The organism is Kitasatospora sp. NPDC058115 (assembly GCF_042884635.1).
Classification (GTDB): Bacteria; Actinomycetota; Actinomycetes; order Streptomycetales; family Streptomycetaceae; genus Kitasatospora.
Genome location: NZ_JBHVTL010000034.1, coordinates 39261 through 56539, shown reverse-complemented (window position 1 = coordinate 56539; position 17279 = coordinate 39261). Strand labels below are relative to the sequence as shown.

The following is a 17279-nucleotide window of genomic DNA, read 5'->3' as shown; positions in this document are numbered from 1 at the left end:
AACCAGACCGGACCGGCAACCGGCCGGCAACTGATCGACCCACGGGGAGCGGCGGCAATGGCAGAACTCGGCACCACCCTCAACGGCCAGCACCACACCGACGGACGGCACCGGTCGGCCGCCCCGCACCGGAGCGCGGGCACCGTCGCGGGCACCGCGGCCACCGCGGCCACCGGGCTGCCCCCCGTCCCCTCCGTCCTGATCGCCACCCGCCACGGCGAGTCCACCGCCAACGTCGAGTTCCAGCTCGCCGATGCGGCCGGCGCGCTCACCGTGCCGATCAGCAGCCGGGACGCCGACATCCCGCTCTCCCTGCACGGCCAGCAGCAGGCGCACGCCCTCGGCCGCTGGTGGGCGGCGCTGCCCGGCGCCGACCGGCCGCGCAGCGTCTGGTGCTCGCCCTACGTGCGCACCGCCGAGACCGCCCGGATCGCGCTCGCCCAGGCCGCCGGACTCGGCGCCGTCCCGGTCTCGCTCGCCGTCCGCTACGACGAGCGGCTGCGCGACCGCGAGCTCGGCGTCCTGGAGATGCTGCCGAAGGCCGCCATCGAGACCGACCACCCCGGGGAGGCGGCCCGGCGGCGGAAGATGGGCGAGCTGTACTACCGGCCGCCCGGCGGCGAGTCCTGGGCCGACGTGGCCCTGCGGGTGCGCAGCGTGCTGCGCGACATCTGTGCGGAGGAGGCCGGCCGGCCGGTCCTGGTGGTCGCGCACGACTGCACGGTGCTCATGCTCCGCTACGTGCTGGACCGGCTCACCGAGGAGCAGCTGACCGCCCTGGAGCCGGTGCGCAACTGTTCCGCGAGCGTCTGGCGGGCCGAGGGCGGCCGGCTGCGGCCGGACCGCTGGAACCAGACCGGCCACCTGGAGGACGCGGGCTGACCCGCGGGTCCCGGGGGCGCGCCGCGGGCTCCAGACCCTAGACGCGGTCGGCGACCGCCGCGGCGGGCTCGGCGAAGCAGCGGCGGTAGGCCAGCGGGGTGGTGCCCAGCCGGCGGCCGAAGTGGTGGCGCAGGGTGGCCGCGTTGCCGAAGCCGCAGCGGGCGGCGATGGCGTCCACCGGCTCGGTGGTCGACTCCAGCAGCCGCTGGGCGAGCAGCAGCCGCTGCCCGATCAGCCAGCGGTGCGGGGTGGTGCCGGTCTCCTGCTGGAAGCGCCGGGCGAAGGTGCGCGGCGACATGTGGACCCGGGCGGCCAGCTGCTCGACGGTCGACTCCTCGTCCAGGTGGTGGCGCATCCAGTCGAGCAGCGGGGCCAGCGACTCGCCGTCGCCCTCCGGCAGCGGCCGGTGCACGAACTGGGCCTGCCCGCCCTCCCGGTGCGGCGCCACCACCATCCGGCGGGCGATCCCCCGGGCCACCTCGGCGCCCTGCAGCTTGCGCACCAGGTGCAGACAGGCGTCGATGCCGGCCGCCGTCCCGGCGGAGGTGATCACCGGGTCGTCGTCCACGTAGAGGACGTCCGGCTCGACGGTGGTCCTCGGATGGCGGGCGGCCAGTTCGGCGGTGTACCGCCAGTGCGTGGTGGCCCGGCGGCCCTCCAGCAGCCCGGCGGCGCCGAGCGCGAAGGCGCCGCTGCAGATGGACAGCGCCCGGGCGCCGCCCTCGACGGCCGCCCGCAGCGCGTCCAGCAGCGGCGCCGGGTACTCACCGCGCAGCGAGCTGGCGGTGACCACCACCAGGTCCGCGACGGCGAGGCGTTCGGGCCCGTGCGGGACGTCGACGGCGAAGCCGGCGTGGGTGCGGTGCGGGCCCGGGCGGGCGCCGGCGATCGCGAAGTCGTAGGCGGGAAGCCCGTCGTCGCTGCGGTCCAGCCCGAACACCTCGCAGGCGACGCCGAGTTCGAAGGGGTGGACATCCTCCATGACGACGGCCACGACGTTCTTCAGCATGCCGCCAGGGTAACCCGCCGGCTGGCAGTTTTTCGATGTCATCGGGCATTCCTGCCACTCGCCCCGGAGTCGCGCCGGGGCGAAGGTGGAGCCATGGATTCCGACACGCTCGCCAGCGCACTCGCCCTGCTCGGGGCCGTCGGCGGCTTCGGCCTGCTCGGCGGCCTGATCGGGCGCGAGGTGGCACAGCAGAGGGCCACCGGGCGCGACAACTGGCACCGCCCCGGCGGCTACCCCGCCGACCCCGCCCTGCCCGACCGGCTCCACGGCACCATGCCCGCCGCCTCGCTCCGCCCGTCCGCCGACCCCGCCGCCGACCCCGCCACCGCCCACGTCCCCGTCCGCACGGCCACCACCACCGCCACCACCGCCGTCGCCACCGCTGTCGCCGGCACCGCCACCGGCGTCGTCGCCGAAGCGGAGGCCCGCACCCCGCTCAGTGCCGTCCCGCGGGATTCCGGCACACTGGCCGGATGGACATCGTCATCCGCCGGGCCCGCGCCGAGGAGTTCGAGGAAGCCGGCCGCATAACCGCCGAGGCCTTCGTCGGCGACGGCTTCACCTCCCCCGAGGGTCCGTACGTGCACCGGCTGCGCGACGCGGCCACCCGGGCCGCCGAGGCCGAGCTGCTGGTCGCGGTGGACGCGGCCGACGGGACGCTGCTCGGCACCGTCACCTTCGCGGTCGGCGGCACCCCGTGGGCGGACATCGCCACCCCCGAGGAGGGCGAGATCCGGATGCTCGCCACCGCCCCGGCCGCCCGCGGGCGCGGCGCCGGCGAGGCCCTGGTGCGCGCCGCGCTCGCCCGCAGCCGCGAGCTCGGACTGACCGGCATGGCGTTCTCCACCCAGCCTGAGATGACCACCGCGCACCGGATCTACGAGCGGGTCGGCTTCCGCCGCGACCCGGGGCGCGACTGGTCGCCGGTCCCGGGCGTCGACCTGATGGTCTACAGCACGACCTTCTGACCGGTCACCCGGTCCGGCGCTCCAGCAGCACCAGCCGCAGGTGCGGCAGGTACTCGGTGCGGACCGTGCGGAACCCGTTCAGCTCCTTCGCCACCTTGTCCGGGACGGCACCGAACGGCCGGCGGTCCGCGCCGGACACCAGCAGCCAGATCCGCCGGGTGCCGGCCAGGCAGCGGGCCGGCTCCTCGCACTCCAGCGCGCCGAAGCTGCCGGCCTGCTCCGCGGACACCCGCTGGAGCACGTCCGCGGGCGCCGGCCGCCCGCGCAGCTCGTAGGCCAGCGACCGGCGCAGCGAGCTGCCCGGCTCGTACACCACGCCGTCGCCGGGGCGCACCCCCTCGCCGATCAGCCGGGCGGCGGCCCGGGCGTCCGCCTCGCCGGGCAGGTCGTCGCGCACGGTGGCCTGGGCGGGCCAGGCGAGCGCGACGGCCAGCGCGACGGCCGCGGCCAGCGGGGCCGGCCCGGCCACCCAGCGCGGCGGGGTGCGGGAGGCGGTGAACCGGGCGACCAGGCCGGGCAGCCGCCCGACCGCCTCGGCGACCAGCAGGGTCCAGGCGGGCACCGTGAAGAGCAGGTAGCGGGCGAGGAACAGGTGCAGCCAGTGCGCCGTCCCCAGGGTCAGCAGCACCGGCAGCAGCGCCCAGCAGATCAGCAGGCCGGCGCCCTGCTGGCGCAGCACCAGCAGGCTCACCGCGCCCACCACGCCGACCACCAGCAGGGTCCAGCCGAGCGCGGCGGACCCGGCCAGGTCGGTGACCAGCGCGCCGAGGTCGTCCCAGTCGCGCTCGTTCCAGGCGATCTGCCCGCTCTGCCCGGCGCCGAGCAGCAGCAACGGGCTGAGCAGCAGCACCGCGCCCGCCGAGGCCAGCGCCCAGCGGCCGGGCAGCACCCAGCGGGTGCCGTCGTCGGCGGCGGCCGGCGTGCGGCGGAACTCGCGGACCACCAGCAGCAGGTGGCCGGGCAGCACCATCAGCGTCACCACGTGGGTCAGCCCCATGGCGACCACGGTGAGCCCGTAGCCGGCCCAGGCGAGCAGCGCGGCGCGCGGCGCGGCCGGCACCGCCCCCGGACGGTCCTGGACCAGCCGGGTGAGCAGCAGGGTGCTGCCGACGGCCGCCAGCACCGCGAAGGCGTACGGGCGGGCGTCCTGGCCGTACCAGGTGATCGCCGGGCAGAGGGCGAACAGCAGGCCGCCGAGCAGCCCGGCCCGGGGCGAGAGCAGCCGCCGGCCGAGCAGGGCCAGGCAGCCGGCGGCGGCGGCCGTGGCGAGCGCCGAGGGCAGCCGCAGGGCGGCCTCGGAGTCCCCCGCGACGGCGATCCACAGATGCAGCAGCACGTAGTAGGGCGCCAGCACCAGGTCCATGTTCCCGAGCAGCGCGCCGAGGTCGGACCAGGACAGCGTGGCCGCCCACCAGGAGGCGTGCTCGTCCCGCCAGAGCTGGCGGTCCCCGAGGCCGTAGAGGCAGAGGGCCAGGGCCAGCAGCACCGGCGGCAGGGCGACGGCGAGCGCGGCGCGCCACTGCGGGGCCCGCTCGTCGGCGTCCGGCACGGCGGAACCGCGCGGCACGGCGGCGCGCGGCGGCGCCCCCGGAACGGGCGGCGCGGGCGGCGCGGGCGGGAACGCGGGCATCGGCGGGTGGCTCGGTTCCGGCGGCAGGTTCGCCGAGCCGTCCGTCGCCTGTATCGGGGTGGTCATCGCTACTGTTTGACCCAGATCCGGTAGTACCCGGTTCCACCGACGTGTGTGAAGGGAATGCGTCCGAGCAGCCGGTAGTGCGGGCTCCGGGCGATCGCGTCGGCCACCACCCGGTCGGTGTCCGGGGTGGCGACGCCGTCGAGCACCACGAGGTCGAACCAGCCGTCGGCGATGGCGCTGCGGTAGCCGTCGTCACCGGTGTGCAGCGCGCCCGCCTGGTCGACGTACCCGATGCCGTAGGTCGAGGTCCACTGACTCTGCAGCGTCAGGTCGCTGGTGTAGTAGACCGGGACGTTGTCGGCCGAGGCCAGGTAGCGGCCGGTGCTGGTGACGTGCTGGCGCACCACCTCGGTCATCCGGCTGGAGTCGGGCCAGGTGTCGAACCGCCAGGTCGACTGGCTCAGCCCGAGGGCGAGCGTCACCACCCAGAGCAGGATGCCCAGTTGCGGGTGCCGGAAGTGCGGGCCGACCAGCCGGGCCAGGCCGATGCCGGCCATCGGCGCGGCGAACAGCAGGCCGAAGCCGAGGTGCTTGTACAGCGCGACCGAGGTGTTGAGGTGCATCTGGTAGGCCGGGGCGAGCAGCGCGGTGCCGGTCAGCAGCAGGCCGAGCAGGATCCGGCGGCGGCGGCCGGGGCCGGTCATGGTGCGCACCAGCGGCGACTCGTTCATCCGCCCGCGCAGCGCGTACGCGACCGCGCCGCCGACCGCGGTGACGAACATCAGGCCGCCGAACTCCACGCACTGGCGAGCCAGTTCGGTCCAGGGCTCGGCGCCGTGGGCGCGCTGGGTGGTGGTCGCCCGGACACCCGAGAGGACGTCGGTGAAGGTCATCCCCAGCCAGAGCAGCCCGCCCGCGCCGCCCGCCAGCAGCACGCCGCGCAGCAGCGGCTGGCGGTTCTTGTCCCGTCGCCCGGTGAGCACCGCCAGCAGCACCAGGCTGGGCAGGTAGAGCGCCGAGGCGTACTTCAGCCCGACCGCCAGCACCGCGAACGGCGCGGCGAGCAGCACGGCGGGCGCGGGCGCCCGGTCGGTGCGCACCACGATCCAGATCGCCAGGGCGAGCAGCAGCACCGCCGGGGCGTCGTAGGTGGCGAAGAAGCCGAGCACCACGGTCGACTGGGTCACCGCGAACATCGCCGCGGCGCCGAGCGCGACCCGCTCGTTGAACAGGCGCCGGCTGAAGCCGTAGAGCAGCGCGGTGGAGCCCAGCATGCAGAGCAGGCTGAACAGCCGGACGCCGAGCATGCCGAAGTGGTTCTCCAGCACCGCGGCCGCGATCGGGTACAGGGTCGGCGCGCCGGAGAAGTAGGTGTTGTAGTCCTTCGGCAGGGGGGTGTCGTAGAGCCAGTGCGAGAGCTGCGCGTGCCCGGCGTACATGTAGAGCGCCTCGTCCTGGAACGCGGTGTTCGACAGCCGGACGGACATCGCGGTCTGGATCAGCAGGATGACCAGCAGCAGCGCCCGGCTGATCCAGGAGCGGCGGCGGCCCGAGTCGAGCGTCCAGCTGGCCTCGGGCACCGGCGGCAGGGTGTAGCCGGGGCCCTCGGGCCGGTCCGGGTCGCGGCCGGGGTCGCGGCCGGTGCCGTCCGGGCCGGACGGCTCGCCGTCGGCCGGGTCACCGGCGGCCGGGCCGGCCTCGGACGGCCCGCCCTCGTACGGCTCGTCCTCGTACGGCTCGTCCTCGTACGGCTCGTCCTCGTCCGGGTCGTCGTCGTCCGGGCGGTCGGTGAACCGCACACCGGCGTCGGGCCGTTCCTCGTGCTGCGGGAGCGGCGCCGACGGGTGGCGGCTCTCGAACCACGAGCCGCCGGTGTCGGGCACCCGGACCGGCGCGTCCTCGGCGAGGGGGTTGCGGGGCGTGGGGATGGACGTCATCAGGGGCTCTTCACATCGAAGCTGTAGCGGCCGTCGGACACCGCCTGCTTGAAGGCGTTCTGGGACTGCGGGTCGCCCTCGATCCGCCAGTCGACCTCCTTGTTGAGGTTGAACCAGATGAAGCCCAGGCAGTCGGGGCGCTTGATCACGTTCGCGGCGAGGTTGTAGATGTCGGACACCTTGCGGGTGCCCGGCTCGGAGCCGGTCTCGGCGATGATCCACGGCTTGTCGGTGAAGGTGCGGATCTGGTTGAGGGTGGGCGTGTAGAGGGTGTCGAAGGTGCCCGCTTCGAGGTGGGTGTAGTACGCGACGATGCCCACCCAGTCGACGTAGGTGTCCCCGGGGTAGTACGGCTTGAGCGCCACGGTCGGCACCGGGTTGATGCTGTTCGGGCTCCAGACCCAGATCACCTGGCCGACGCCGAGCTGGGTGAAGACGTCGTGCAGGTGCTGGTAGGCGGCCACGAAGTCGGCCGCCGTGGTGGTCTTGGTGCCCCAGTCGTACCAGGTGCCGTTGAACTCGTGGGCGAAGCTGATCGCGACCGGCACGTTGGTGTTGCGCACGGCCGCCGCGTAGCGCTTGACGTAGTCGTCGTGCTTGCCCGCCGCGATGTCGGCCAGCGGCGTCTTGTAGGGCTCCCAGGCGATGAACGGCAGCGCGCCGCCCTGCCAGGCGTTGGTCACGCCCTTGACGTCGTACTCGTCGCCCCAGCCCGAGTAGTACTCGACGATGTTCGGCCGCTTGCCGATCCGGCCGGCGAACTCGTCGACGCCGGCCATCGACGCCGGGGCGCCGTCGACGGCCACGCCCAGGTACTTCTTCGCCGGCTTGAGCAGCGGGCGGACGTCGTACGGCAGCGCCGCGTCGGGGGTGGCCGTCCTGGTCGGCGTGGCCGCGGCGGTGGCGCTCGCGCCGCCCGCGGCGGCCGTGCTCCCCGCGGACGCCGCGGCGGTGGGGCCGGCCGCCGCCGCGGGGCCCAGCGGCTCCTGGCCGAGCAGGTCGCAGGCGGCCAGCGGCAGCACCAGCAGGGCCGCCGCGAGGGCGCGGAACAGTGCGGCACGCGCCCGGCGGGCGCCGGGGGTGCGGGTGGGGAGGCTCATGCCACGGAGTCCTGGGATCGGGGCTGGATGAGGATGCGGCCGACCGTCACCGCGTAGAACAGGCCCGAGGAGAGCACCAGGGCGAAGTCCAGCGGGTACAGCGTGAACATCCGGTACACCGCCGCGACCACCCAGACCAGCGCGGTGCCCCCGCCCCAGACCACGATGCCGGTCCAGAAGCGCCGCTGCCGGTTCTTGGCCTTGCTGGACCCGGTCGGCTGCCAGCCGCGCTGACGGCCCCGGACGAGGTCCCAGACCGCGAAGAAGTGCGCCCAGCCGTACATCATCCGCCCGGCCCAGGCCTCCAGCCGGTACGGCGCCCGGTGCCAGAGCGGGAAGATCACGGTCGCGTACACCAGGCTGGGCAGGACCAGCACCAGGTGCTGGACCTGCAGCAGGTCCGGCCGCCAGAGCAGCAGCATGATCGGCAGCATCGGCAGCGCGAAGGTCAGCAGCGCGGTGTGGATGTAGTAGAGGAACCCGGAGACGTAGCAGAGCCGGGTGGTGAAGTCGAGCTTGGTGTGCCAGAACTTGCGGCTGGTCATCAGCGACATCGAGCCCATGCACCAGCGGTACTGCTGGTTCTGGAACGCCCCGGCGTTGTCCGGGCAGACGCCGGTGGACAGGGCCACGGGCACGTACTGCAGGTCCCAGCCCAGGGCCCGCAGGTCGAAGCCGGTGTGCACGTCCTCGGAGTGGGCGATCAGAGTGGTGCCGCCGTTCTCCACCAGCGCGGCCCGCCGGTAGACCGCGCAGCTGCCGACGCAGATCGCGCCGTCGTTGCGCTGCCGGGCGACCTGCACCGAGCGGTAGAACAGCTCCTGGATGGCGCCGGCGCCGCGCTCGATCCAGTTCTGCGAGTCCAGCACCCGGAAGAACTGCGGCGACTGGACGATGCCGAGCTTCGGGTCGCGCTGCAGGTAGGGCAGCACCTCGTGCAGCAGGTCGTGCCGGGGCGCGAAGTCGGCGTCCAGGATGAGGATGAACTCGCCGTCCGAGCGGCCGAAGCCGTAGTGCAGGTTGCCGGCCTTCTTGAACCAGCCGCGGTTCTCCCGCACCCCGTACCGGAAGCCGAAGTCCGCGGCCATCGCCTCGACCTCCGGGCTCGCCGCGTCGTCCAGGACGTACGGCATGACCAGGCCCGGGTAGTGCTCGGCCATCTTCCGCACGTACGTCCAGGTGTTGTGCAGCACCTCGATCGGCTCGCCGCAGACCGGCAGGAAGACGTCCACCGTCGGGTACTCGGCGGGGTTCCACTGTCGCACCAGCCGGCGGTGCTCCTTGACGTCGAAGTTGGGCGTGAAGCTGTTCACGCGCAGCGAGACCACGTAGTAGACGACCGTGAAGAACAGGAACGGCACGCAGAGCCAGAACCACGACCCGAGGGAGTACAGCTCGGCCTGACTGACCACCAGGCACCCGAAGCTCACCATCGAACAGAGGGTCAGCACCCACTGGTGGCGGATGGTGTAGCTGTACTTCTCCTGCGAAGTGGGCGGCGCCGGCAGCAGCATCGCGGGGACGGGCTCGCCCGTTCCGCGTCGGCGGCCCGCCGCCCTGCGCCGTCTGCTGGTCGCATTGACGGCAGCGCTCACCGCGCGGTACCTCCTGCTCGCTGATTCCCCGTCGGGGCGGCCACGGGGGGACGCATCCCTCCCCCGAGGGCGGTCATCCTATCCGACCGCCCCGGGCCGCCCTCCGCGGGCCGTCCCCTCCCCGCCGGGGGTCAGCCGGCGTGGGATCCCCGGGCCAGCAGGACGTCCTTCGTACGCTCCGCCAGCGCGCCGGCGGCGGCCGTCGCGAGCTGGTCGCTCTGGTCCGTCCCCTGCTTCAGCGAACCGGCCACCGTGAAGTAGCCGAAGCGCCCGATCGACGCGTGGGTCTCGGTGCAGCCGGACTTGTCGGTCACGCAGAACATCGGGACACCGGTGCCGGACAGACCCTGGATCAGGCCCGCGTGGCGGCCGATCGCCCGGTCCGCGCCCGCCTTGTTGTCGAAGACCGCCACCCCGACCGTGACGGCGCTCTCGCCGCTGACGTAGGTCGCGCGGACCAGCGAGCGGCAGGTGTCGTCGCCGAGCGCGAGGCCGAGTCCGCCGGTGGTGGCCTTGGAGCAGGGAGCGGTCGAACCGGTCACCTGACGGGTCCACACCTTGCCGTCGACGGTCCGGGTCTGATCGGGGAACAGCGTCGCCGCGTCGACCGGCAGCTTGTCGGTGGCGGCGTCGGAGATCACCGCCACCGCCTGCTCGGTGGGCGTGGCCGTGGCGGACGGGGTACCGGTGGTGGTCCCGCTCGCGGCCGGCTTCGGGTCGTCGCCCTTGTCACGGCCGTTGATCCACACCCCGGCCCCGACGATCCCGCCGACCAGCACGGCGGCGACGACCACCGCGCCGATCCACAGCCGCTTGCGGCGGCGCGACTCGTCGGCGTGCCGGTCCGCCATCGCGTTCCAGTCCGGCTCGTTCGGGGGCGACGGCTGCGGCGGCTGGGCACCCTGCTGCGGCCACCCGGCGAACGGGGGCGCGGGCTGCGGTCCCGGCTGCGGTCCGGCCGGCGGCTGCGGCGGCTGGGCACCCTGCGGGGGCCCCGGCTGCGGGTACGGCACCGCGCCGGACGGCACGTGCGGCGCCACCGGCGGCTGGGCCTGCGGCGGCACTCCCGCCCCCGGTTGCACGTACGGCGTCGCAGGCGGCCCGAACCCGCCGGGCGGCGGCACCGGCGGCTGCCCCGGCTGCGGCACCTGACCCGGCACACCAGGCTGCTGACCCTGCCCCGGCGGCACGGCCCTACCGGCCCAGTCCCCCGGAGCGCCCGTTCCCTCGCTCATGTGCCGAGATCGTAGGGCATGCACCGGACGAGGGACCGTCCCGGTGACCAATCCGTTTCGCAACGGACCCCGCGCGGGCGCCCCAAGGCCCCTCCCCGGTACCACCGGTCATCGGAGCAACACGCCACGCTGCACAACATGTGGTGTCGCATCCAGCGAGCACCACTAGATGTATGCTCGTCCCTGCTGTCGACGCAGGGGAACCCGGTGCGAGTCCGGGACTGCCCCGCAGCGGTGTGCGGCCGCCCCCGAGGGGCGCCGCGAGTCCGAGTACCTGCCGACGGCGTGCCGACGCCTCCCCGCAGGGGCCATGGCACCAGCACCACCTTCCGGGCCTCGCGGGCGGGCCGGGGACGACACGCGTGCGACGCCTCCGGGCCGCACGGCGATCTCCCCTGCCCCGAACGGCCCGGCCCGAGCCACCGCCGTCGACCGCCGCCAGGAGAGAGCGCCTTGACCACCGCTGCCTCAGCCACCCTGCCCGCCCAGGGTTCCAGCTCCGCCCCCGCCGACCCGACGGTCTCCGACCCCGGCGGTGCGCTCCTGCGCCTCCTGACCGACCGCAGCACCGACCTCCCCCAGGTCGACCCCGGCCATGTCGCCGCCGCCGCGCTCCGCGGCCGCCACGCCGGCTCGGACTTCGCCGAGCTGCGCGGGCTGGCCGTCGACGCCGCCGCGTCGATGATCGCCGAGGACCCGCAGTACTCCAAGCTCGCGGCCCGCCTGCTCGCGCTGGAGATCGTGGACGAGGCGGCGAGCCAGGGCGTGGTCTCGTTCTCCACCTCGATCGCGGTCGGCCACGCCGAGGGCCTGATCGGCGACACCACCGCCGACTTCGTCGCCAAGCACACCGCCGCCCTGGACGCCCTGGTCGACCCCCGGGGCGACGACCGCTTCGAGTACTTCGGCCTGCGCACCGTGCAGTCCCGCTACCTGCTGCGCCACCCGATCACCCGCAAGGTCGTCGAGACCCCGCAGCACTTCCTGCTCCGCGTCGCCTGTGGCCTGGCGGTCGGCGACACCGAGCAGTCGGTCGCCGAGGTCGCCGAGCTGTACCGCCTGATGAGCCGGCTGGAGTACCTGACCTCCTCGCCGACCCTCTTCAACTCCGGCACCCGCCACCCCCAGATGTCCAGCTGCTACCTGCTGGACTCCCCGCTGGACAACCTGGACTCGATCTACTCGCGCTACGCGCAGATCGCCCGGCTGTCCAAGCACGCCGGCGGCATCGGCCTGTCCTACTCCCGGATCCGCTCGCGCGGCTCGCTGATCCGCGGCACCAACGGCAAGTCCAACGGCATCGTGCCGTTCCTGCGCACCCTCGACTCCTCGGTCGCCGCCGTCAACCAGGGCGGCCGCCGCAAGGGCGCGGCCTGCGTCTACCTGGAGACCTGGCATGCCGACATCGAGGAGTTCCTGGAGCTCCGCGACAACACCGGTGAGGAGGCGCGCCGCACCCACAACCTGAACCTGGCGCACTGGATCCCGGACGAGTTCATGCGCCGGGTCAACGCCAACGCCGACTGGTCGCTGTTCTCCCCCGCCGACGTCCCCGAGCTGGTCGACCTGTGGGGCGAGGAGTTCGACGAGGCCTACCGCAAGGCCGAACTGGCCGGCAAGGCCGTGCGCACCATCCCCGCGCAGACCCTCTACGCCCGGATGATGCGCACCCTCGCGCAGACCGGCAACGGCTGGATGACCTTCAAGGACGCCTCCAACCGCGCCGCCAACCAGACCGCGCTGCCGGGCCGCACCGTCCACTCCTCCAACCTCTGCACGGAGATCCTGGAGGTCACCGACGACTCCGAGACCGCCGTCTGCAACCTCGGCTCGGTCAACCTCGGCGCCCACGTCGCCGCCGGCGCGTCGGCCGGCGACCTGCTGGGCGCGATGGACTGGGAGCGGCTGGACGCCACCGTGCGCACCGCCGTCACCTTCCTCGACCGCGTGGTGGACATCAACTTCTACCCGACCCCCGAGGCCGGCGCCTCCAACTCCCGCTGGCGGCCGGTGGGCCTCGGCGTGATGGGCCTCCAGGACGTCTTCTTCCAGCTGCGGATCGACTTCGACTCCGCCGAGGCCAGGACGCTCTCCACGCTCATCGCCGAGCGCATCATGCTCACCGCCTACGAGCGCTCCGCCGACCTGGCCGAGCAGCTGGGCCGCCACGAGGCGTACGGCGAGACCCGCGCCGCCCGCGGCGAGCTGCACATCGACCACTTCGGCTCGGCCACCCCCGAGTGGGCCGACCGCTGGACCGCGCTGCGCGAGCGGATCGCCGTCACCGGCCTGCGCAACTCGCTGCTGCTCGCGATCGCGCCGACCGCGACCATCGCGTCCATCGCCGGTGTGTACGAGTGCATCGAGCCGCAGGTGTCCAACCTGTTCAAGCGCGAGACGCTCTCCGGCGAGTTCCTCCAGGTCAACCCGTACCTGGTGCGCGACCTCAAGGAGCTCGGCGTCTGGGACCAGCAGACCCGCGACGCGCTGCGCGACGCCAACGGCTCGGTCCAGGAGCTCGGCTGGCTGCCCGCGGAGATCCGCTCGCTGTACCGCACCGCCTGGGAGCTGCCGCAGCGCGCGCTGATCGACCTGGCCGCGGCCCGCATGCCGTACATCGACCAGAGCCAGTCGCTGAACCTCTTCATGGCCGCGCCGACCATCGGCAAGCTCAGCTCGATGTACGCGTACGCCTGGAAGGTCGGTCTGAAGACCACCTACTACCTGCGCTCGCGCCCGGCCACCCGGATCGCCCAGGCCGCGTCCGGCACCGCCCGCGCCGCCGCCCCGGTGCCCGTGAACACCCCGACCCTCACCCCGGAGGAAGAGGCCGCGCTGGCCTGCTCCCTGGAGAACCCCGAGTCCTGCGAGGCCTGCCAGTAATGAGCTCCGAAGACCGCAAGATGCTGCTCGACCCCGGCTTCGAGCTGACGCTGCGCCCGATGCGTTACCCGTCGTTCTACGACCGGTACCGCGACGCCATCAAGAACACCTGGACGGTGGAGGAGGTGGACCTTCACTCGGACGTCGCCGACCTGGCGAAGCTGAGCGAGGGCGAGCGTCACATGATCGGCCGGCTGGTCGCGTTCTTCGCGACCGGTGACTCGATCGTCGCGAACAACGTGGTGCTGAGCCTCTACAAGCACATCAACTCCCCGGAGGCGCGGCTGTACCTGAGCCGTCAGCTGTTCGAGGAGGCCGTGCACGTCCAGTTCTATCTGACGCTGCTGGACACCTACCTTCCGGACCCGGAGGACCGCAACGCGGCCTTCGCCGCGGTGGAGAACATCCCCTCCATCCACCAGAAGGCCCAGTTCTGCTTCAAGTACATGAACGCGGTCGACCACATCGACTCGCTGCAGACCAAGGAGGACCGGCGGGCCTTCCTGCTGAACCTGATCTGCTTCGCGGCCTGCGTCGAGGGTCTCTTCTTCTACGGCGCGTTCGCGTACGTGTACTGGTTCCGCAGCCGGGGCCTGCTGCACGGCCTGGCGACCGGCACCAACTGGGTGTTCCGCGACGAGTCCATGCACATGGACTTCGCCATGTCGGTGGTCGACACCGTCCGCGAGGAGGAGCCCGACCTCTTCGACGACGAGATGGCCAAGCAGGTCACCGAGATGCTGGAGGAGGCCGTCGAGGCCGAGCTCCAGTTCGCCCGCGACCTCTGCGGTGACGGCCTGCCCGGCATGAACACCGAGTCGATGCGCGAGTACCTCCAGGCCGTGGCCGACCAGCGCCTGGCGCGTCTGGGCCTGCCGATCCGCTACGGCTCCACGAACCCGTTCGGCTTCATGGAGCTGCAGAACGTCCAGGAGCTGACCAACTTCTTCGAGCGCCGGGTCTCCGCGTACCAGGTCGCCGTCGAGGGCTCGGTCTCCTTCGACGACGACTTCTAAGCACCGAGGTTCGGAGGGGGGAGCGCCGCTCGGCGCTCCCCCTCTCTGCTTCATGAAGCGGGCCGCACCCACTGGCGTTCCGATGTGACGGTGACCCGGTAGTCGTACGGCGTCGGACGGCCGTGTTCCTCCCACTGCGACCAGGCGGTCAGCACCTCGTCACCGATCCGGCGCGGGCCGCCTTGGAACAGCAGGGCACCGCCCGCGGAGACTGCCGCCCACGACGCTCTGCCGTCGTGGATCCAGGCGTTGACGCCGTCCTCGTCCCGGCCGGTGACGATCACGGCGTCCGGGACGGCGACGCGCACGGCGAAGCGCAGGTCCCAGTCGTCGGCGAGCGGCCCGAGGTCGCGTCCGATGATCCGCTCTGCGGCAGGGGCGCCGGTGTCACGCACCTTCGCGTAGCCGGCCGTCGGCACCGGAGCCGACCGGTCCGCCATGAACTGCCCGAGGCCCTGCACCCAGCCGCTCGCACTACGGCCGTCGGCGGCCACCGTGAGCGCAACGTGCCCGAGTCGGCCCCATGGGTAGACGATCCGGCCGCCCGGTTTGGTGGCCTTGATCCAGGCGAAGGGGACGGTCTCGACGGCGTAGGTCGCGTGGATGCGGTCGAACGGGCCGCCGGGCGGGACGCGGCTGGTGCCGTTGCCGACGAACACCTCGACGGCGGTGAGACGTTTGCGGGCGAGCCGGGCGAGGCCTTCGTCCACCTCCGTGGAGACGACCCGGTTGGGCCCGGCCCGCCAGGCGGCGAGCGCGCAGCTCCAGCCCTGGCCGGTGCCGATGTCCCACACCGTATGGCCGGGCTCCAGCATCAGGCTGTCCAACATGTCCGCCACCACGGCGGGCGCGGAGAGGCTGGAGGAAGGGAGCCCGTCGGTGACCTGGGTGACCGCCGCCGCATCCGGCCCGGAGTACAGCTCGTCCGCCCACGCGGTGGGGGAGGTCGGACGGTCGAGCGGGATGTAGGCGTGGCCGTCCCAGCGCCACAGCCGATCCGGCGCGAAGGTGTCACGCGGCAGCGCGCGCATAGCCTCACGCACCCACGGCGAGCCGGCCGGCCAGGCCCCGCGCGCCTCCATCAGGGCATCCATCCGCGTGCGGCGGCCGGCCAGATCACCGGTCATCGCTTCTTGTGCTTCCCGTCGCCCGGCGGCGGAGGCGGTACCTGCCCGTCGGCGTTCCCCGGCGGCGGCTCTCCCTGCCCCGGGTCCGGCGGCGGCTTCTCGTGCTCACCCATGCTGCGCTCCCTTCGCTCGGGCCCCATCCTCTGGGAACGCCGATGCGCCACACCAGACGCGCAGAGGTGCACCCGCAGCGCGCACGTCCGAGGTACACGCCGACAGTGATGACGATGCCCCGCACGGCCACAGCCGTGCGGGGCATCCCTGTTGTGTCAGCCGACCGGAAACTCCCCACCCTTGACCCCGGCCACGAAGGACGCCCACGCATCCGCCGCGAACAGCAACACCGGCCCGCTCGGATCCTTCGAGTCACGCACCGGCACAACACCGGTCACGCCGCCAGCCACCTCAACACACTCGCTCTGCGCACCCGAGCAGGAAGACTTGCGCCACTCGTCGGACAAGAACTCGCTCACCCCGGGAACTCCCCACCCTTGATCCCGGTCACGAAGAACGCCCAAGCCTCAGTCTCGAACGGGAGGGACGGCCCACCTGGGTCCTTCGAGTCACGCACCGGCACGACACCGGTCACGCCGGAGGCCACCTCAACGCAGTTGCTCTGAGCCCCGGAGTATGAGGACTTTCGCCAGATCAGGCCAGCAGCGGCCGAGCCCTGGAGGATGCTAATCATCGCTGTGCGTTCCCTTCGCCATGTGCGTGATGAGCGTGGTTCCCTCGCCCAGCCTCAGCGTTCACGCTGAGGCTGGGCGATCCCGTCTTCGACAACAAACCTCTGCGGATAAGGCTAGAAGCAGCGGTGCCCCGCGCGGTATAGCCACGCGGGGCACCTCTCTCGTCTCAGCCGTCAGGAAACTCCCCACCCTTGACCCCGGCTACGAAGGACGCCCAAGCATCAGTCTGAAAGACCAGCGCAGGCCCGTCCGGTTCCTTGGAGTCGCGCACCGTCATTGCTGCCAGCCTGACCTGCGTCTCAACGCAGTTTCCGCCCTGGCCGCTGTATGAGCTCTTGCGCCACTCGACATTTCCAGTCACGACCCACCATCCCTTGCCCGGAGTTCAGAACTCCTGCCTTACCCGAGCGATCATGTCGAGACTGTCAGCCGGACTCAAGGCGATTGAGCGGAGAGAGTCGAAGATCAACGTGTACTCGTCGATCTCGGCCGACGTCTCCATGTAGAGCGTCCCCGTCCGGTGTTCCACGCAGACGACATCGGAATGCTCCTCCGATGGGAAGCTGAACATCACGAACGATCCCATCAGACCAGCATGTGCGCCCGCTCGATCGGGCAACACCTGCAACTCCACACATGGATGCTCGGCCATCTCAACCAGCTTGTCGAGTTGCCGAGTCATCACTGCCGCTCCACCGACCTCAACCCGCAGGGCCGCCTCGCCTTCGATCACACAGAGCCGCGGCGGATCCGTTCCTCCTGCCCAGCGGCGAGCTGCTGGTCAGTGAGCTCGTCACCAACGCCGTCCAGCACGCCCGCACCCCGCGCGACCGGCTGATCTTCATCCTCTTCCGCCTCGCCCCCGACCTCACCCTCCGGATCGAGGTCCACGACGCGGACAGCGAGAAGCCCGCCCTCCGCGCCGCCTCCGACTCGGACGAGGCCGGCCGAGGCCTGCTCCTCGTCCACGAGTTGGCCACCCAGTGGGGCTGCTGCCCGCGCATCGGCGGCGTCGGCAAGTTCGTCTGGTGCCACATCTCCCCCGACACCACCGCCGCCGCATGACCACCGCCCCGCCCGGCGGGCACGCCGGGCGGGGCGGGGCGGAGCCGTCCGGATGAAGTCGTGGGGGCGCACCGGAGGCATGTGGTCGCATGTGATCGGTTCCCGAATACGGTCCGGCCACGACTGGTCGAAAGGGG

At 72.6% G+C, this 17279-nt stretch carries 16 protein-coding genes, 1 pseudogene and 1 riboswitch; of the genes and pseudogenes, 6 read left to right on the top strand and 11 right to left on the bottom strand.

Annotated features, from left to right (window positions below; all coding sequences use genetic code 11):
- Positions 1–57 precede the first annotated feature (57 nt).
- A complete protein-coding gene (locus ACFVVL_RS30360; protein ID WP_387680856.1) occupies positions 58–882 on the top strand; it encodes a histidine phosphatase family protein in 825 nt (274 codons plus the stop codon).
- A gap of 37 nt (positions 883–919) precedes the next feature.
- On the opposite strand, the gene ACFVVL_RS30355 is transcribed toward ACFVVL_RS30360, so the two are convergent.
- On the bottom strand, positions 920–1891 hold the full coding sequence (locus ACFVVL_RS30355; protein WP_387680853.1) for a helix-turn-helix domain-containing protein: 972 nt from the start codon (positions 1889–1891) through the stop codon (positions 920–922).
- 93 nt (positions 1892–1984) lie between these two features.
- Here ACFVVL_RS30355 and ACFVVL_RS30350 point away from each other — a divergent pair, with 93 nt between their 5' ends.
- Together ACFVVL_RS30350 and ACFVVL_RS30345 are read left to right on the top strand one after the other, a co-directional pair.
- A complete protein-coding gene (locus ACFVVL_RS30350) occupies positions 1985–2422 on the top strand; it encodes a hypothetical protein (RefSeq protein WP_387680850.1) in 438 nt (145 codons plus the stop codon).
- Positions 2365–2859 carry a GNAT family N-acetyltransferase gene (locus tag ACFVVL_RS30345; RefSeq protein WP_387680847.1) on the top strand — a complete coding sequence of 165 codons (495 nt, stop codon included), beginning with the start codon at positions 2365–2367 and terminating at the stop codon, positions 2857–2859. Before ACFVVL_RS30350 ends, ACFVVL_RS30345 begins: the two co-directional genes overlap by 58 nt.
- A gap of 4 nt (positions 2860–2863) precedes the next feature.
- Here the strand turns inward: ACFVVL_RS30345 and ACFVVL_RS30340 are convergent, their stop codons facing one another.
- The 5 genes from ACFVVL_RS30340 to ACFVVL_RS30320 all read right to left on the bottom strand — a co-directional run bounded on the left by ACFVVL_RS30340 (position 2864) and on the right by ACFVVL_RS30320 (position 10191).
- The gene (locus ACFVVL_RS30340; RefSeq protein ID WP_387680844.1) at positions 2864–4555 is read right to left on the bottom strand and encodes a glycosyltransferase family 39 protein; all 1692 of its coding nucleotides are present in this window, start codon (positions 4553–4555) and stop codon (positions 2864–2866) included.
- A gap of 2 nt (positions 4556–4557) precedes the next feature.
- A complete protein-coding gene (locus tag ACFVVL_RS30335) occupies positions 4558–6432 on the bottom strand; it encodes an ArnT family glycosyltransferase (RefSeq protein ID WP_387680841.1) in 1875 nt (624 codons plus the stop codon).
- The gene (locus ACFVVL_RS30330; protein WP_380289796.1) at positions 6432–7532 is read right to left on the bottom strand and encodes a glycoside hydrolase family 26 protein; all 1101 of its coding nucleotides are present in this window, start codon (positions 7530–7532) and stop codon (positions 6432–6434) included. Before ACFVVL_RS30330 ends, ACFVVL_RS30335 begins: the two co-directional genes overlap by 1 nt.
- Complete coding sequence (locus ACFVVL_RS30325) at positions 7529–8965, bottom strand: glycosyltransferase family 2 protein (protein WP_380289856.1); 1437 nt, start codon at positions 8963–8965, stop codon at positions 7529–7531. Before ACFVVL_RS30325 ends, ACFVVL_RS30330 begins: the two co-directional genes overlap by 4 nt.
- A 293-nt stretch (positions 8966–9258) precedes the next feature.
- Complete coding sequence (locus ACFVVL_RS30320) at positions 9259–10191, bottom strand: hypothetical protein (protein ID WP_387680838.1); 933 nt, start codon at positions 10189–10191, stop codon at positions 9259–9261.
- Between the two features lie 327 nt (positions 10192–10518).
- Positions 10519–10659, top strand: a riboswitch (cobalamin riboswitch).
- A 180-nt stretch (positions 10660–10839) separates the two neighbouring features.
- On the opposite strand from ACFVVL_RS30320, the gene ACFVVL_RS30315 reads away from it, so the two are divergent.
- Positions 10840–13245: a ribonucleoside-diphosphate reductase subunit alpha gene (locus tag ACFVVL_RS30315; protein WP_387680902.1), complete on the top strand. Its 2406-nt coding sequence runs from the start codon at positions 10840–10842 to the stop codon at positions 13243–13245.
- Complete coding sequence (locus ACFVVL_RS30310; RefSeq protein ID WP_380289792.1) at positions 13245–14261, top strand: ribonucleotide-diphosphate reductase subunit beta; 1017 nt, start codon at positions 13245–13247, stop codon at positions 14259–14261. Before ACFVVL_RS30315 ends, ACFVVL_RS30310 begins: the two co-directional genes overlap by 1 nt.
- A gap of 50 nt (positions 14262–14311) precedes the next feature.
- On the opposite strand, the gene ACFVVL_RS30305 is transcribed toward ACFVVL_RS30310, so the two are convergent.
- The 5 genes from ACFVVL_RS30305 to ACFVVL_RS30285 all read right to left on the bottom strand — a co-directional run bounded on the left by ACFVVL_RS30305 (position 14312) and on the right by ACFVVL_RS30285 (position 16810).
- Positions 14312–15388 carry a protein-L-isoaspartate O-methyltransferase gene (locus tag ACFVVL_RS30305; protein WP_387680834.1) on the bottom strand — a complete coding sequence of 359 codons (1077 nt, stop codon included), beginning with the start codon at positions 15386–15388 and terminating at the stop codon, positions 14312–14314.
- Positions 15389–15657: 269 nt separating this feature from the next.
- Complete coding sequence (locus tag ACFVVL_RS30300) at positions 15658–15861, bottom strand: DUF397 domain-containing protein (protein WP_387680831.1); 204 nt, start codon at positions 15859–15861, stop codon at positions 15658–15660.
- A complete protein-coding gene (locus tag ACFVVL_RS30295; protein WP_387680828.1) occupies positions 15858–16076 on the bottom strand; it encodes a DUF397 domain-containing protein in 219 nt (72 codons plus the stop codon). The genes ACFVVL_RS30300 and ACFVVL_RS30295 overlap by 4 nt, the downstream gene beginning before the upstream one ends.
- A 167-nt stretch (positions 16077–16243) precedes the next feature.
- A complete protein-coding gene (locus tag ACFVVL_RS30290; RefSeq protein ID WP_387680825.1) occupies positions 16244–16438 on the bottom strand; it encodes a DUF397 domain-containing protein in 195 nt (64 codons plus the stop codon).
- Positions 16439–16462: 24 nt separating this feature from the next.
- Positions 16463–16810 carry a DUF5753 domain-containing protein gene (locus ACFVVL_RS30285; protein ID WP_387680822.1) on the bottom strand — a complete coding sequence of 116 codons (348 nt, stop codon included), beginning with the start codon at positions 16808–16810 and terminating at the stop codon, positions 16463–16465.
- Between ACFVVL_RS30285 and ACFVVL_RS30280 the strand changes: the two are divergent.
- Positions 16714–16998 (top strand): annotated as a pseudogene (locus ACFVVL_RS30280) (ATP-binding protein); the annotation flags it as partial. The gene ACFVVL_RS30285 and the pseudogene ACFVVL_RS30280 sit on opposite strands and share 97 nt — an antisense overlap.
- Positions 16999–17279 lie beyond the last annotated feature (281 nt).